The 15,454-nt window shown below is 71.9% G+C and carries 16 protein-coding genes; 9 read left to right on the top strand and 7 right to left on the bottom strand.

The window, feature by feature from the left end:
- Positions 1-92: 92 nt before the first annotated feature.
- The 3 genes from ACLQ23_RS22180 to ACLQ23_RS22170 are packed head-to-tail and all read right to left on the bottom strand — an operon-like array spanning position 93 to position 3,286.
- Positions 93-1,430: an MGH1-like glycoside hydrolase domain-containing protein gene (locus tag ACLQ23_RS22180; protein ID WP_053656853.1), complete on the bottom strand. Its 1,338-nt coding sequence runs from the start codon at positions 1,428-1,430 to the stop codon at positions 93-95.
- The gene (locus tag ACLQ23_RS22175) at positions 1,427-2,248 is read right to left on the bottom strand and encodes a sugar phosphate isomerase/epimerase family protein (protein WP_053656851.1); all 822 of its coding nucleotides are present in this window, start codon (positions 2,246-2,248) and stop codon (positions 1,427-1,429) included. Before ACLQ23_RS22175 ends, ACLQ23_RS22180 begins: the two co-directional genes overlap by 4 nt.
- A complete protein-coding gene (locus ACLQ23_RS22170) occupies positions 2,249-3,286 on the bottom strand; it encodes a zinc-binding dehydrogenase (protein ID WP_053656849.1) in 1,038 nt (345 codons plus the stop codon).
- A gap of 115 nt (positions 3,287-3,401) precedes the next feature.
- Between ACLQ23_RS22170 and ACLQ23_RS22165 the strand changes: the two genes are divergently transcribed.
- The 4 genes from ACLQ23_RS22165 to ACLQ23_RS22150 all read left to right on the top strand — a co-directional run bounded on the left by ACLQ23_RS22165 (position 3,402) and on the right by ACLQ23_RS22150 (position 7,294).
- Positions 3,402-4,796 carry an ABC transporter substrate-binding protein gene (locus ACLQ23_RS22165; RefSeq protein ID WP_053656847.1) on the top strand — a complete coding sequence of 465 codons (1,395 nt, stop codon included), beginning with the start codon at positions 3,402-3,404 and terminating at the stop codon, positions 4,794-4,796.
- Positions 4,793-5,749 (top strand): carbohydrate ABC transporter permease, encoded by a 957-nt coding sequence (locus ACLQ23_RS22160; RefSeq protein ID WP_053656846.1) that lies wholly within the window; start codon positions 4,793-4,795, stop codon positions 5,747-5,749. Before ACLQ23_RS22165 ends, ACLQ23_RS22160 begins: the two co-directional genes overlap by 4 nt.
- Complete coding sequence (locus ACLQ23_RS22155; RefSeq protein ID WP_053656844.1) at positions 5,749-6,615, top strand: carbohydrate ABC transporter permease; 867 nt, start codon at positions 5,749-5,751, stop codon at positions 6,613-6,615. Before ACLQ23_RS22160 ends, ACLQ23_RS22155 begins: the two co-directional genes overlap by 1 nt.
- Positions 6,616-6,688: 73 nt before the next feature.
- Positions 6,689-7,294, top strand: a complete 606-nt coding sequence (locus tag ACLQ23_RS22150) for a class I SAM-dependent methyltransferase (protein ID WP_053656972.1) — start codon at positions 6,689-6,691, stop codon at positions 7,292-7,294.
- Between the two features lie 18 nt (positions 7,295-7,312).
- On the opposite strand, the gene eccB is transcribed toward ACLQ23_RS22150, so the two are convergent.
- Entirely contained in the window at positions 7,313-8,689 is a 1,377-nt protein-coding gene (gene eccB, locus ACLQ23_RS22145) for a type VII secretion protein EccB (protein ID WP_053656842.1), read from the bottom strand.
- 127 nt (positions 8,690-8,816) lie between these two features.
- On the opposite strand from eccB, the gene ACLQ23_RS22140 reads away from it, so the two are divergent.
- Entirely contained in the window at positions 8,817-9,533 is a 717-nt protein-coding gene (locus tag ACLQ23_RS22140) for a spermidine synthase (RefSeq protein WP_053656840.1), read from the top strand.
- Positions 9,534-9,627: 94 nt separating this feature from the next.
- A complete protein-coding gene (locus ACLQ23_RS22135; RefSeq protein WP_197281562.1) occupies positions 9,628-9,804 on the top strand; it encodes a hypothetical protein in 177 nt (58 codons plus the stop codon).
- Positions 9,805-9,817: 13 nt separating this feature from the next.
- On the opposite strand, the gene ACLQ23_RS22130 is transcribed toward ACLQ23_RS22135, so the two are convergent.
- Positions 9,818-11,620 carry an acyl-CoA dehydrogenase gene (locus tag ACLQ23_RS22130; RefSeq protein ID WP_053656838.1) on the bottom strand — a complete coding sequence of 601 codons (1,803 nt, stop codon included), beginning with the start codon at positions 11,618-11,620 and terminating at the stop codon, positions 9,818-9,820.
- A 153-nt stretch (positions 11,621-11,773) separates the two neighbouring features.
- Here ACLQ23_RS22130 and ACLQ23_RS22125 point away from each other — a divergent pair, with 153 nt between their 5' ends.
- From ACLQ23_RS22125 to ACLQ23_RS22115, 3 genes are all read left to right on the top strand, one after another.
- A complete protein-coding gene (locus ACLQ23_RS22125) occupies positions 11,774-12,196 on the top strand; it encodes an MmcQ/YjbR family DNA-binding protein (RefSeq protein ID WP_053656836.1) in 423 nt (140 codons plus the stop codon).
- 100 nt (positions 12,197-12,296) lie between these two features.
- Positions 12,297-12,677 (top strand): VOC family protein, encoded by a 381-nt coding sequence (locus ACLQ23_RS22120; RefSeq protein ID WP_053656833.1) that lies wholly within the window; start codon positions 12,297-12,299, stop codon positions 12,675-12,677.
- 137 nt (positions 12,678-12,814) lie between these two features.
- Positions 12,815-13,510 (top strand): alpha/beta fold hydrolase, encoded by a 696-nt coding sequence (locus tag ACLQ23_RS22115; protein WP_053656831.1) that lies wholly within the window; start codon positions 12,815-12,817, stop codon positions 13,508-13,510.
- Positions 13,511-13,547: 37 nt separating this feature from the next.
- Here ACLQ23_RS22115 and ACLQ23_RS22110 read toward each other — a convergent pair whose 3' ends face one another.
- Positions 13,548-14,804, bottom strand: coding sequence for an MFS transporter (locus ACLQ23_RS22110; protein WP_053656829.1), 1,257 nt, complete (start codon positions 14,802-14,804; stop codon positions 13,548-13,550).
- Positions 14,801-15,454, bottom strand: coding sequence for an ArsR/SmtB family transcription factor (locus ACLQ23_RS22105; RefSeq protein ID WP_053656827.1), 654 nt, complete (start codon positions 15,452-15,454; stop codon positions 14,801-14,803). The genes ACLQ23_RS22110 and ACLQ23_RS22105 overlap by 4 nt, the downstream gene beginning before the upstream one ends.

Below are 15,454 nucleotides of genomic sequence, written 5' to 3'. Positions count from 1 at the left end.
TCAACGTCAGACAACTCGTAGCGACGACCCACGCGCTACATCATCCAACACGAAGATCCTTTGAAGACACTGCCTAGGGCCGACACGGAGGGCTACACCTCGTCGGCGAGCAGGTCGAGCACGAGCGCGGCGGTCCAGCCGAACGCCGCCGAGCCCAGGCCGGCGCCGGTGTCCGGGTGGAAGTACTCGTGGCAGCCCGCCCCGGCGACCAGCCCGATCATCGACCGGCGCAGCCCAGCCGCCAACTCGGGGTGCCCGTGCGCGAGCAGCCCGCGCCGTATCAGCCAGCCGATGTTCAGCCAGCTCGGCCCGCGCCAGTAGCGCAGCGGCTCGAAGTCGGGTGCGGTCCGGTCGTGGCTGGGCAGCGGGCGGTCCATCCGCGCGGCCACCCCGAAGCGCGCCGAGCGGGCCTCGACGACAAGCGCGTCGGCCTGTGCGGTGGGCAGGTCGGGCAGGATCAGCGGCGTCAGCCCGAGCACGGTACGCGCACCGAGCAGCCGTCCGGCACGCACGTCGCGGGGTTGGAAGGTGCCGGTCGCCGGGTCGTACAGCCGACGTACCAATGCTTCGGTGATCCGGGTCGCGCGGACCCGGTGCGGCCCAGGGTCGGCGCCGATCAACGCGGCGATCTCGGCGAGGGCGTGTTCGGCGGCCCCGAACGCCGCGTTGAACAGCGGGCACTCCACCAGGAAGGGGTGGTCGGCCAGCGCGCGGTCGGCGTAACCGTGGTCGCGGTAGGCGGCGACGATCGCCAGGTAGCGCGCATAGTCGAGGTCCGTGGGGCGGTGCGCGGCGTCGGCGTGCGCGGTGTCGTGCCGACGGTACGCGCGCATCACCGCCGCCTCGGCGGGTACGGCGGCCATCGGGTCGTCCCAGGCGGGGCTGTTGTCCAGCCCGGACTCCCACGGGTGCACGATGCAGACAAGCCCGTCGCCGGCCACGTCCCGCCGGTCGGCGAGGTAGCGCTGTTGGGCGACAAGCGCCGGGTAGAGCTCATGCAGGGCGGCCAGGCCGACCGGCTCGGGTGCCCTCCGGTACGCCAGCAGCGCGGCGAGGGCGTGCACCGGCGGCTGGACCAGGCCGGAGGTGTGCCCGGCGGGCGCCCCCTGGGCGTCGGTGGAGCGCCACAGTTCCGGTCCGGGGAAGTACGCGCCGACGCGCAGCGCGGGGTTGAACACGATGTGCGGCACCCGCCCGTCGGCCCACTGCGCCCGAAAGAGGCTTGCCAGCTCCCGCCAGGCCCGCTCGGGGCGGACGTGGGCCAGGCCGATCGCGATGAACGCCGAGTCCCAACTCCACTGGTGTGGGTAGAGGGTGCGCGACGGCACTGTGTGGTCGTGTTCCCAGTTGGCGTCGAGGGTGGTGACGGCGAGCTGACGCAGCGCGCCGAGGTCGGTCGGCCCGCCGGTGCGGGTCGGGGCGGCGGTCATGCCGCGGCCCGCCGGGGCAGCGCGTGTCGCAGCACCGTGGCGGCCTGTTGCAGGGCCCGGACGGGGTCACCGCGCAGGCGGCACTCCAACGCCAGCCACCCCCGGTAGTCAAGCTCCAGGAGGGTTCGCACGAGCGCCGGCCAGTCCAGGTGCCCGGCACCCGGCTGGTAGCGGTTGGAGTCGCTGACCTGCACGTGCCCGAGGTACGGCGCGGCGGCACGCAGTGCCCGGTGCACGTCGTCCTCCTCAATGTTCATGTGGAAGGTGTCGGCGACCACCCGGACCGATGGCACGCCGACCGCCGCGCAGAGGGCTGCCGCTTCGTCGAGGCGGTTGACCATGTGGTCCTCGTACCTGTTGAGGGGTTCGAGAAAGAGGGTGACCCCCTCGGCCCGGGCGTGCTCGCCCAACTCGCCGAGGGCGTCGAGGAGCACCAGCCGGTCGCCGGCCGGCGGACGCGGCGGCTCGAACGGTGGCAGCCGGCGGGAGAACATCCCCCACGACGCCGGGGTCATCACCCCGACGCCGCCCAGCTCGGCGATCACCGACAGCTGGGAGCGCAGGTTGGCGACGGCGTCGGCGGACCGGGCGGGGTCGAAGTCGCCGATGAAGTGGTCCATCTCGACGCAGACGGTGGGCATCACCACCCCGGCGGCGCGGGCGCGGCGCAGCTCGGGCAGCCGGCGGGCGAACGCGCCGTCGCCGCGCCCGCGCAGCTCGATGCCCTGGTAGCCGAGGGCGGTGGCGAGAGCGTACTTCTGGATCAGGTCGGTGCCCGGCAGGAGTTGTTCCTGGCAGGCGAGCGCGATGGTGGTCATCTAGAACCTCAACACCACTTGGAGGACGTCACCGGCGCCGCTGTCGAGCAGCGCGAGGGCGTCGGCGACGGCGCTGGCGTCGACGATGTGGCTGACCAGCGGCAACGGGTCGACCCGATGCTCAGCCACCAGCTCCATGAAGGTCTCGGCCACCCGATCGCCTGTCCACCGGCCGGCCATGCTCGGCGCGGGGGTGGGGCCGGAGACCTGGGCGGCCACCAACTGGATGCGGTTGTGGTGGAACTCTTCGCCGAGGCCGAGCCCGTCGGCCTGGCCCTGGTAGAAGCCGGCGGCCACGACCCGGCCGGCGTGTGCGGTGGACCGGATGGCCTCGTGCAGCGCCGGGTACGCCCCGGACAGCTCCAGGCAGACGTCCGCGCCCCGGCCACCGGTGGCCTGGCGCAGCACTGTGGCGGCGGACGCGACGCTGGCGTCCACAGTGGTCCGTGCGCCGTAGCGGGCGGCGTACTCCAGGCGGGTGGGCACCCGGTCGACGGCCACCACCCGGGCGCCGGAGAGTACGCCGAGGCGGGTGGCGAGCAGGCCGATGACGCCTTGGCCGAAGACGCCCACCCAGTCGCCGAGGTGCAGGTCGGCGGCGAGCACCGAGGTCAGCGCGATGGCGCCGGGTCGGGCGAAGACCGCGGCCAGCGGGTCCAGGCCGGCGGGCAGTGGACGGACGGCGTCGGCGGCGAGCACGGCCTCGGCGCGATGCCCCCAGATGCCCCACACCAGTTGCCCCGGGTGCCGGTCGGTGACCTCCGGCGCGGCTTCGACGACCTCGCCGACCTCCTCGTAGCCGAACCCGATCAGCGGGTAGGGCACCGGGGTCTGCCGAGGGACGAACATCCGGGCGGCGTCGTCCCAGTCTTTGCTGAGCCGGGGGTTGCTGCCGCGGTAGAGGGTCAGCTCGGTGCCGGCCGAGATGCCCGAGTAGCAGGTACGGACCCGGACCTGGCCGGGGCCGAGCGGATCCGGCGGGCAGGGCTCGAGGCTGATCTGCCGAGGCCCGGCGAGGGAGACGACCCAGTTGCCCATGTGTCACATCCCGGTAGCACTGGGCTCCAGGATAGCAAAAAATCGCTATATGTCTTGTCATTGATCAATCGAAGGGGTTGAATCCGGCATGTACCCTTCGAGAGGAGTGCCACCGATGTCAGCACCTCCGAGGCGGATACTCGCCACCACCCTGATCCTGGCACTGACCGCGTCCACCCTGCTGGCCTGCGGGGACGACGGATCCGACAGCAACAGCAAAAAGATCACTGTTTGGAGTCTGGAAGACGTCGCCGACCGGGTCACCGCCACCAAGGCGATCATCGCGGACTTCACCGCCAAGACCGGGATCCAGGTCGACCTGGTCACCGTCAACGAGGACCAGTTCCCGTCCCTGATCGCCGCCAACGCCGCCGCCGGCGACCTACCCGACGTGGTCGGTTCGGTGTCCCTGGCCGGCATCCGTACGCTCGCGGGCAACGAGCTGCTGCACGCCTCGGCGAACGCGGAGGTCGTCGACAAGCTGGGCAGGCAGACGTTCTCCCCCCGGGCGCTGGAGTTGACCGCCGACGACGGCAAACAGCTCTCCGTGCCCAGCGACGGCTGGGGGCAGCTGCTCGTCTACCGCAAGGACCTGTTCGCCGCCGCCGGCCTGCCCGCCCCCGACACGTACGAGCGGATCACCGACGCCGCGGCGAAGCTGAACACCGGCGGCGTCGCCGGGATCACCGCGGCGACGGCGCCCAGCGACGTGTTCACCCAGCAGACGTTCGAGCACCTGGCGCTGGCAAACGGCTGCCAGCTCACCGACGACTCCGGCGGTATCACCCTCGATTCGCCGCAGTGCGTCGAGGCGTTCCGCTTCTACGGCGACCTGATCCGCACCAGCTCGGTGAAGGGCGCGCAGGACGTCGACACCACGCGGGCCACCTACTTCGCGGGCAAGGCGGCAATGGTGATCTGGTCGCCGTTCATCCTCGACGAGTTGGCCGGGCTGCGCAGCGACGCCAAGCCGACCTGCCCGCAGTGCCAGGCCGATCCGGCGTTCCTCGCGAAGAACAGCGGGTTCGTCACCGCGATCAGGGGCCCGAACGGCACCGAACCGGCCCAGTATGGGGAGATCAGCTCGTGGGCGGTGCTGGACGGCGCGGCTGCCGATCCGGCGAAGTCCTTCGTGGAGCACATGCTCGGCGACGGCTACCCCCGCTGGTTCGGCATGTCCCCCGAAGGCCGCTTCCCGGTCCGCAAGGGCACCCCGGCCCAGCCGGAGGCGTACCTGACCGCGTGGAACACCAGCCAGGCCGGCGTGGACACCAAGAAACCCCTCGCCGATGTGTACGGCGACGAGGTGCTCGCCACCCTGCGCCGCAGCCCGGACACCTTTGGGCGGTGGGGGCTCAGCCAGGGGCAGGGCAAGCTGGTCGGCGCGATGCTCGGCGAGCTGCCGGTGCCCAAGGTGCTGGGCGACCTCGTCGGCGGCAAGTCCGACGCGGCGGCAGCCGCCGGCCGGGCCAGGAAGGACGTCGAGGCGATCAAGGCGGGCGTCAATTGACCACCACCGCGCCCGACACCGGCCGCTCCCCCACCGGGGAGCGGCCGGCACCGCCGAAGCGCCGGCCGCTTACACTGCGCCGCCGTGAATCCCGGGCCGGGCTGGCGCTCGTCGCGCCGACGCTGCTCGTCACGATCGCTGTCATCGGCATCCCCATCGTCTGGACCGTGGTGCTCGCCTTCCAGCGGGTCCGGCTCGCCACCCTGCGCAAGACCGGGCTGTTCGGCGAGTTCACGATGGACAACATCGACAGGGTGCTGCACACCCCCGGCTTCGCCGAGACGCTGTGGGTGACGCTTCTCTACAGCATCGGCGGCACCGTCGGGTCGATAGTGCTCGGCCTGGTCGCGGCCCTGGTGGTCCGCCGGCCCTTCCGGGGCCGGACGCTGGTCCGGGCGTCCATGCTGCTGCCGTACGTGGCGCCGGTGGTCGCCGTGACATTCGTCTGGCAGGTGATGCTCGACCCGCAGCTCGGCATCGTCAACGACTGGGGGCAGCGCCTGCTGGGCTGGGACGCGCCCGTGCCGTTCCTGTCCCAGGAGTCGACAGCACTGGCCACCGTCATCGTGTTCGAGGCGTGGCGGTACTTCCCGTTCGCCTTCCTGTTCCTGCTTGCCCGCCTCCAGGCGGTGCCCGGCGAGCTGGAGGAGGCCGCCCGGGTCGACGGCGCCACACCCACCCAACGGTTCCGGCACATCCTGCTGCCGCAGTTGCTGCCGGTCATCGCCCTGCTGGGGGTGCTGCGCTTCATCATGACGTTCAACAAGTTCGACGACGTCTATCTGCTGACCGGCGGGGCCGCCGGCACCGAGGTCGTCAGCGTGCGGGTGTACGAGTTCCTCACCGCGCGTACGGACATCGGCGCCGCCGCCGCGCAGGCGGTCGTGCTGGCCGTGGTGCTCATCGTGTTCGTGCTGATCTACCTGCGGTTCTTCGGACGGAGGGTCGGCTGATGGACAGGGACGTCGTCGAGACGGTGAGCCTGCGCTGGCTGCGCCGCCTGGTGATCGCCGCGTTCCTGGTGGTCACCGTCTTCCCCTTCTACTACATGCTGGTGCTGTCGGTACGCCCCATCGAGCGTCTGCTGCTCGACCCCGGCGCGCTGGTGGTCGGCTTCGGTGAGCTGACCGTCGCCACGTACGCCGAGGTGCTCAAGGCCACCGACGACGGCGGCCAGGGTTTCCTCACCTTCATGCGCAACAGCGGCCTGGTCGCCGTCGCGGCGACAGTGCTCACGCTGCTGGTCGCGATCCCCGGCGCGTACGCGGTGGCCCGGCTGCGGTTCTTCGGTAGGCGGCAGGTCGACTTCCTGTTCCTCGCGGTCTACCTGTTTCCGTCGATCGTCATCGCGATCCCGCTGTTCGTGGTCTTCACCAGGGCCGGGCTGCGCGGTTCGCTGTTCGGGCTGGTGCTCGTCTACATCTCGCAGACGCTGCCGGTCTCGGTCTACATGTTGAAGAACTACTTCGAGACGATCCCGGTCAGTCTGGAGGAGTCCGCCGCCATCGACGGCGCCGGTCGGCTCGGCATCATCCGCCGGGTCAGCCTGCCGCTCGCCGCGCCGTCGATCATGGCGGTCGCGCTCTACGACTTCATGATCGCCTGGAACGAGTTCCTCTTCGCCCTGCTGTTCCTCGTCGACAAGCCCGACAGGTGGACGGTGTCGCTCGGGCTGTCCCTGCTCGCCGACGGCGTGGAGGTGCCCAAGACGGTGCTGATGGCCGGGTCGGTGGTGCTCACCCTGCCCATCGTGATCCTGTTCTTCGCCAGCGAACGGCTGCTCACCGAGGGGCTTACCAGCGGCGCGGAGAAGGGCTGAGCGGCAACGGTTGCCGGGCCGGCTGCTCCGGGTCGCCGGTGGCGACCCGGCCGGCCCGGCTACCGTGACCGGTATGGCCAACCCGACCCGCTGGGCGACCGACACCGGTCCGGAGCACTCGCAGTGGTACATCGACCGGTTCCGCAAACTCGCCGCAGAGGGGGCCGATCTGGCCGGCGAGGCCCGTCTGGTCGACACCCTCGTCGCGCCCGGGTCGCGGATCCTCGACGCCGGCAGCGGCACCGGCCGCGTCGGTGCCGCGCTGGCCGCGCGGGGCCACACCGTGGTCGGCGTGGACGCAGACCCGGCGCTGGTGCAGGCCGCCCAGGCCGACTACCCCGGTCCGCGCTGGCTCGTCGCCGACCTTGCCGAACTGGACCTTCCGGCGCTCGGCGAGGTCGAGCCGTTCGACGCCGCAGTGCTCGCCGGCAACGTCCTCGCGTTCGTCGCCGTCGGCACCGAGCCGGAGGTGCTGCGTCGGATCGCCGGGCACCTGCGCCCGGACGGCGTGCTGGCGGTGGGTTTCGGCACCGAGCGCGGCTACCCGTTGACAGCGTTCGACGCCGACGCGGTCGCCGCCGGGCTGCGCCTGGAGCACCGCTTCGCCACCTGGGACCTGCGCCCGTGGCGCGACGAGGCAGACTTCGCCGTCAGCGTGCTACGCCGCCCGGCCAGCTGACACCCGGGTTGGTCTGGATCACGCCGGGGCCGCCACCGCCCGCGCGGCGGCCGGGTCCAGGGTCGCGCCGGCCGGCACTAGGCTGACAAGGCCGGCGGGCAGTCGCACCGGAGGCACGTCCCGGTAGCCGAGCATCGCCAACACCTCCCGGTCGGCGAGGACGTACCGCCGGCCCAGGTCGGTGACCACGGACACCGCGCCGCCGGACGCTCCCGGCGCCGCGGCGGCCTCGACGACCGCGCCGCGACCCGGCTCCACCACCACGTGGTCGGCCAGCACGGCACCGCCGGCCGGCGCGGTACGCGGCACGGCGGCCAGGTCCGGCAGGCGTACGCCCCAGCGCACCTCGCCGGCACCGCCGTCGTCGCCGACGCGGGTGCAGACCGCCGGGCCGTCGGCGGCGGCGAGTCGGGGTGGCGCCGGCGGTGGGGCGGTCGGGCCGCTGGGCGCGAGGTCCGGCATCGTGGGCAGCGCGGCGAACCGACCGAGCGTCATCGGCTCCGGCTCGCCCTGACCGGTGCGGGCCAGCAGCAGCCCGGCCTGCAACTCGGTGATGCCGGCAAGCCCACCGTCGAGGGCTACCGCGTACTGCCTGCCGCCGCCGGAGTTGCGCACCAGGAAGACGTGGCCGATCGTCGCGCCCGGCACCCCCGTTGCCGGACGGCCTACGCCGGGAAGCGCGAGCGGGGCCAGGTCGACGCCGGCGGGCAGCGAGTTGAGCAGGGCCGGCGCCACCGGCACCGCCCGGGCGCTCGTGGTGGCCAGCGCCGCCAGCACCCGGCTGGGATCGCGGACCAGGTAGCGGCGCTGGCGCCACACCAGGTGCAGGCCGCCGTCCGGGTGGCGCAGCAGCAACGCGTCGTCGCCCAGCGGTCGGCCGCCAACGGGTTCGGTGCCGATCAGCAGCGCGGAGCGGGGCTCGTCGCCGCCGATGATCGACGAGCAGACCGTCCAGGGCGAGGTCGCGAGCCGTCCCGGCGCCGGCAACGAATCCGGTGCGTCGGCGATGCCCAACGGCAGCCCGCGCGGCACGCCGTCGATCGAGCGGCGGGACACCAGCACGGTCCTGGACTGGTCCGCGCCGACGATCAGCAGCGCCGAGGCGTAGTTGAGCACCGGGTGCAGCCGCTGGTCGCGGTAGACGAAGCGGGCGCCGGACTCCTTCTCCACGATCACCGCGCCCGGATCGCGCCAGCCCTTGCCACCGCCGGCGAACAGGCCGTACAGCGCGAAGCCGCCAAGCCCGATCGCCGCGACCAGAACGCTTGCCAGAGCCGCCCCCGCGAGCCGTCGAAACGGTGACTGCGCCGGGTCGGTCTCCCGCATGACAAGGGCGGCGACCGCCCGCTGGACGCTGAACTGGTAGGAGTGCAGCTGGTCCTGCCGCGACGGCATGAAGGTCCCTCCGCTGGATCGGCCGGCCACAGAATATGCGTTGCGTCGATGTCCCGCGGACCCTGCGTGGCCGAGGATCGCCCGAGCGGTAGCATCCGGGGACGAATCCGGCGGCGGGAAGGCACCAATGGGCGCGCGTTTCGAGGAGCTGGCCTGGCGGGAGACCCCGATCGGAGCGATAAGCCTGCGTCGCCGCCGGGACCCGGCATTGCAGGTCGAGGTGTACGAGGTCAAGCTCGACGACGAGTACCTGATGTCCAGCCTGTTCCCGGTCGCGGAGATCGAGCTGGCACGGCTGGGCCTGGCCGAGCTGACAGGTGACACGCTCGACGTGGTGGTCGGCGGCCTCGGTCTGGGCTACACGGCGTGCGCCGCGCTGGACGACCCGAGGGTGCGGTCACTACTGGTGGTGGAGGCCATCGAGGACGTGATCGACTGGCATCGTCGCGGGCTGCTGCCGTTCGCGGCGGGACTCGCCGAGGACCCACGGACCCGTTTCGTACGCGCCGACTTCTTCGCCTCGGTGGCCGACGACACCGGATTTCGCACCGCGCCGGATCAGCGGTTCGACGCCGTGCTGCTCGACGTCGACCACTCACCCCGCAACGTGCTGCACCCCAGCCATGCCCCGTTCTACACGCCGGACGGGCTGCGGAGGCTCGCCGCGCTGCTGCGCCCGGAGGGCGTCTTCGCCCTCTGGTCGGACGATCCGCCGGACGCCGAGTTCACGGCCGCGCTCACCGAGGTGTTCGCGACCGCGCGGGCGCACGTGGTGCCGTTCGCCAACCCGCTGACCGGGGGCCAGTCCGCAAACACCGTCTACGTCGCCCGCATGGCGGCCTGAGCCGACTTCTGCGCCCCGTTGCGCATACTGCCGCCCGGCCTGGGAAGAAGATCAGGAGTCGCCGCCGTAGGCGGGCCGGTCACGGGAGGTCGAGATGCGTGCCATGCTCTGGGTTGTCGCCGTGGTGGCCGGCGTGCTCATCCTGCTCGGGCTGCTCCTCGAAGCCGTCCGCTGGCTGGTCATCATCGGGCTTATCGCGCTCGTCGCGGTGATCGTGTGGGGCGTGGTCAAGGGACGGCAGGCCATGCACCACCAGAGCCGTCGACGGTGAGGCGGCTTGCCGTTCAGAACCAGTCCGTGCGCATGTCGAGCGTGGTCCGGTCCCGGCTCTCCAGCAGGTCGAACTGGGGGCCGGTGCGGGGCAGCTCGACGGTGAAGAAGTAGCGGGCCGCCTGCCGCTTGCCGGCGTGGAACGCGTCCCCGCCCCCGTCCGGCGGCAGCGCCAGCCACTGCTCCAGCCACATCCACGCGATCACCACGTGCCCGACCGCCTCCAGGTAGGCGCTGGCGTTGGCCAGGGCGAGCACGGGGTCACCGTCGGCCCACAGTCGACGGGTGACCGCAACGATCCGGTCCACCGCGCCGGCCAACCGGTCGGCCAGTTCGGCGGTTTCCCCTCCGGCCTTGCGGCCCCGGGTGACGGTGTCCCCCATCGTCTCGGTCAGCAGGAGCAGACCCGCGCCGCCGTGCATGGTCATCTTGCGTCCCAGCAGGTCCAGCGCCTGGATGCCGTGGGTGCCCTCGTGGATCGGGTTGAGCCGGTTGTCCCGGTAGTGCTGCTCCACGTCGTGATCGCGGGTGTAGCCGGCACCGCCGAGCACCTGGATCGCCAGGTCGTTGGCGGCCAGGCACCACTGCGACGGCCAGCTCTTGGTGATCGGGGTGAGCACGTCCAGGAGCAGGTGTGCGCGCTCGCGGTCGGCCTGCTCCTGGGCGGTCTGCTGCTCGTCGAGCAGCCGGGCGCAGTAGAGCACCAGGGCCATCGCGCCCTCCACGTAGCTCTTCTGCGCCAGCAGCATCCGCCGTACGTCCGGGTGATCGATGATCGGCACCTGTGGGGTGGTCGGGTCCTTCGCGCCGACGGGCCGGCCCTGCGGCCGCTCCCGGGCGTACTGGAGGCTCTTGAGGTAGCCGGTGTAGCCCAGGGCTGTGGCGCCGGCGCCGACGCCGATCCGGGCCTCGTTCATCATGTGGAACATCTGGGCGAGCCCCTGGTGTGGCGTGCCGACCAGGTGGCCGACCGCGCCGGGGCTACCGCCCGGGGTGTGCCCGCCGTCGCCGAAGCTGAGCAGGGTGTTCGTGGTTCCCCGGAACCCCATCTTGTGGTTGAGGCCCACGAGCACCACGTCGTTGCGGTCGCCGAGCGACCCGTCCTGCCCGACGAGCACCTTGGGTACGACGAACAGCGAGATGCCCTTCACCCCGGGTGGTCCGCCGGGGATTCGCGCCAGCACCAGGTGGACGATGTTCTCGGCCAGCTCGTGATCACCGCCGGAGATCCACATCTTGGTGCCGAACAGCCGGTACGTGCCGTCCGGCTGTGGCTCGGCGCGGGTGGTGATGTCGGCGAGCGAGCTGCCCGCGTGCGGCTCGGACAGGCACATGGTGCCGTAGAACCGGCCCTCCAGCATGGGCCGCACGTAGGTGTCGACCTGCTCCGCGCTGCCGTGGGCCAGCAACAGGTTCGCGTTGCCGAGGGTGAGCATCGGGTACGCCGAGGTGGCCACATTGGCAGCCTGGAACCAGGCGAAGCAGGCGGCGGCAACGGCGTGCGGCAGTTGGAGGCCACCGACCGAGGCGTCCAGCCCGGCGCTGAGCAGACCGGTCTCGGCGAAGCTGTCCAACGCGGCGCGGACCTGCGGGATGAGCCGTACCCGCTGCCCGTCGAACGTCGGCTCGGCGAGGTCGGCGGCCCGGTTGTGCGTGGCGAACTGCTCGGTGGCGACCCGCTCGGCGAGGTCCAGCGCGTCGTCGAACGTCTCCCGGGAGTGCTCGGCGTAGCGGGGACGCTCGACGAGGTGGGACACCCGCAACCAGTCGTGCAGCAGGAAGTCCAGGTCGCGGCGTGAGAGCAGGGTGGACGGCACGGCACTCCTCGGTGGGCGCGGACGGCAGGCCGGTGGGTGGGCGGCTCCGGCCCCATCCTGGCGGATCCGGCGGGCGCGCACCACACCGCCGGAGCCGGTCGGCGCACATCGACGAGCGGGAATTGTCACACCTGGCGGTTAGCGTCACCGACCGTGACCAAACCCGGAGATGTCAGTCCCGACGTCCTCGACCGGCTCCGGCCGATCTGCCTCGGGCTGCCGGAGAGCTATGAGGAGCCGGCCTGGGTGGGCACCCGTTGGCGGATCCGCAAACGGACCTTCGCCCATGTGCTGACCGTCGATCCGGCCCGCCAGCCGGCCCACGCGCGCGCCGCCGACGCGGATTCGCCGGCCTGCCTGCTGATCTTCCGCTCGCCACCTGACGAGATCGCCGGGCTCGTGGCGAGTGGGCATCCGTTCTACAAGCCCGATTGGGGCCCGACCGTGCTGGGCATGGTCGTGGACGACGACACGGCCTGGGACGAGGTGGCCGAGTTGCTCACCGAGAGCTACTGCCTCCTCGCGCCGAAGCGGCTCGCGGCACAGGTCGACCGTCCCGGTCCGCCGCCCGGTTGATCCCCGACTACAAACACGACAGCCCCGTCGGGCCATGCCGGCACGGCGGGCCGGCTGTCGAGGGCGAGCAGCGCGGCGGCGACGGCGATAGGTTGCCTCAATGCACCGAAGTCGCCTGTACGCGCTGTTGATCGACACACCACGGGCGGAGGCCGAACAGGCCGCGCAGTTCTGGTCGGCCGCGCTGGGCGCGCCCACCCGCACGCATCCCGCCGAGCCGCAGTTCGTCGGCCTACACGGAGCCGTGCCAGGGCTGGTCACCGCCGTCCAGTCGGTGGACGACACGCCGCGCTTCCATATCGACATCGAAACCGACGACGTACCGGCCGAGACCGCCCGCCTCATCGGCCTGGGGGCCAATGAGGTGACCCAGTGGCAGGAGTGCCGCATCCTGCGGGCGCCCGGCGGGCACCTGCTCTGCGTACTGCCGGTGGAGAGTCCTGCGGAGGTCTTCGCGGCCGAGGCCCGTACCTGGCCGTGACGGGCTGAGGCGAGGCCGCAGGCCCAGGCTGCGGGGGTGGCGATGCGACGACAGCTGCACGCGCCGGGCGGGCGGGGCGCGCAAGGGCTACGGCCACGGGCCATCGACTGTCGCAGGTCGGCGTTAGGGTCTCGGCCATGGCTGATTTCGTCTTGGTGGCGGGTGCGTGGCTGGGGTCGTGGGCGTGGGACGAGGTGGTGGCGCCGTTGCGAGCGGCCGGCCACGAGGCGCATGCGCTGACCCTCTCCGGCCTCGCCGAGAAGCGGGGTCTGCCCGCCGGGCAGCAGACCCACGTCCAGGACATCGTCGGCGAGGTCGAGCGACGCGACCTGCGTGACGTGGTGCTGGTCGGACACAGCTACTCGGGGATCCCGGTGGGTCAGGCCGCCGAGCGGATCGGCGACCGGTTGACCCGGGTGGTCTTCGTCGACTCGGAGGTGCCTGTCGACGGTGAGTCGTTCGTGTCCGGCTGGTGGCAGGGGCCTGAGGCGTTGGCGTCGCAGCTCGCCGACAACGACGGCTACTGGCCACCGCTGGGCGTGGCTGACTTCGACGGTCAGGGGCTGACCGACGGGCAGATCGCCCGCCTGGTCGAGGGCTCCACCCCGCACCCGGGCGCGACGCTGGCCGAGCCGGCCGTGCTGAACCGGCCGCTGAGCGAGCTGCCGGCGACGTACGTCAAGTGCCTGCTCGACGGCCCTGAGCCCAATGCCACCGTCACCGAGCTGGTGGCAAGCGGCCACTGGCGACTGGTCACGATGGACACGGGCCACTGGCCGATGTTCTCGCAACCCGCCGAGCTGGCCCGGCTGCTGCTGGAGCAGACCAGCTGACCCCGGCCCCCACCGCCACCAGCCGGACCTCGGCCGGTCAGGCCACCTGTTCGTCGATGGTCATGATGTGACGGATCGGCGACGCGAGCAGCCACAGGACCGCGAGTATGCCGCCCAGGCCGGCGACGACAAGTGTCGGCCGCAGCCCGATGGTCGTGCCCAGCGCGCCACCGACAAGCGCGCCGAGCGGTCGGATCCCGTAGTTGACGGCGCTGTACGCACCGGCCCGGCGGCCCCGCGCGTCGTCGGGCGTGACAGCGGTGAGCAGGGCGTTGAGGTTGACGTCCATCAGCATCACCCCGACGCTGGAGACCAGCTCGATGGCCGCCAGCATGGCCACCTTCGCCCAGGTCGGGCCGCTGATCAGCGCGGTCAGTGCCAGCGGCGCGGGAAACAGCACCACGCCGATCATCGCGGTGCGGCCGAGACCGATGGCGCGCGACACCCGGGGGGCCAGCGCCGCTCCGGCCAGTCCACCGAGCGCGCCGCCGCCGAACGCGATGCCGATGGCGCCAGCTGACAGGCCGAGGTCACGGCTGGCATACAGCACGAGCAGCGCGGCGGCGATGAACGTGAAGAAGTTGACGGTGCTGGTGCAGCCGAGCGCGGCGCGCAGCACCGGGTGGCGAAAGACAAGTACGAGCCCTTCGCGGACGAGGGCAAGAGTGGACGTCCGGCGCGGCGGCGGGGGCGTCTCGGTGACCGGGATTCGGCCGAGCAGCAGGGCGGAGCCGAGGAAGGACAGCGCGTCGACGACGATCGCGATCGGCGCGGTGATCGCCTGGACCAGTCCCCCGCCGACGGCCGGTCCGGCGATAAACGACAGCGAGCGGCTCATGCTCAGCTTGCTTGTCGCGTCCACATAGGAGGACCGCGGTACCAGCGCCACGAAGAACGCCTGGTGCGCCATCGCGAACAACACCGCCCCGGCGCCGGTGAGCAGCGCGACCAGGTAGAGCTGGGTGAGGGTCACGGCGTCGAACAGGTACGCCACCGGCAGGCTGAGCAGCACCGCCGCGCGGATCAGGTCGGCGATGATCAGGATTCGCCGCTTGTGGGTGCGCTGGTCGACCCACGCGCCGAGGAACAGGCCCAGCAGGTTGGGCAGCCAGATCAGTGCCGTGAGGACGCTGACCTGCGCGGGCGTGACAGCGAGGAAGGAGACGGCGATCAGCGGCAGTGCCAGCTCGCTGATCCGGTCGCCGAACTGGGAGACCGTCTCGCCGATCCAGAAGGTGCGGAACCGCCGGTCGCGGTGCAGGACCGGTGCGGGTACGGCATCGACGGCGGTCATGACGCCGCAGGCTCGCCGGGCTCGCCCTGCGCCACCTCGGAATCGTCCTGCGCCGCTCCCGGGTCGCCGGGCTCGGGCAGCAGGTAGCGCAGCATCCGGACGAGCTGCGCGCCTGCGGGTTGTGTGTCGTCGTCCTTGCGACGCACGTACGGCGCGAGCAGCTCCTCGATCGCCTCTTCCAGGTGCCGCAGCTCCTCGACTGTGGCGACGAACTGGGTGTCGGCGAGGCCTGCCACCCCGCGCCACGCGTCGTCCAGGCGGGGCTCGTCGTGCAGCAGCCACTGTTGTGGCGCCTCGGCGGCGCGGGCGAACATCTCGCCGCGCAGTTGCCGGCCGGCGGCCTGGCCTTCGGCGTCGTCGGGCAGGGCGAACCGGAAGCCCCGGGCGGCGGCCTGCCACCAGCGTTCCCGCTTGCTGGCGGCCCCCGGAACCGCCTGCGCGTCGGTGACGAGGCCGAACGTCGCGAGGTGCCGCAGATGCCAGCTGACCACCGACGGAGTCGCGCCGACGTGCGGCGACAGCCCGGTGGCGGTTGCCGGGCCGTGCCGCTGGAGCCGGTCGAGGATGGCGAGCCGGACGGGATGCGCCAACGCCCGCAGCGCCTGCGGCTCGGTGATCTCGAAATCCCCGTACGGGTTCTTGAGAGACAT

The sequence above is a fragment of the Micromonospora sp. DT41 genome (assembly GCF_049841715.1).
Lineage (GTDB): Bacteria > Actinomycetota > Actinomycetes > Mycobacteriales > Micromonosporaceae > Micromonospora > Micromonospora profundi.
This window is presented reverse-complemented; position numbering and strand designations above follow the sequence as displayed.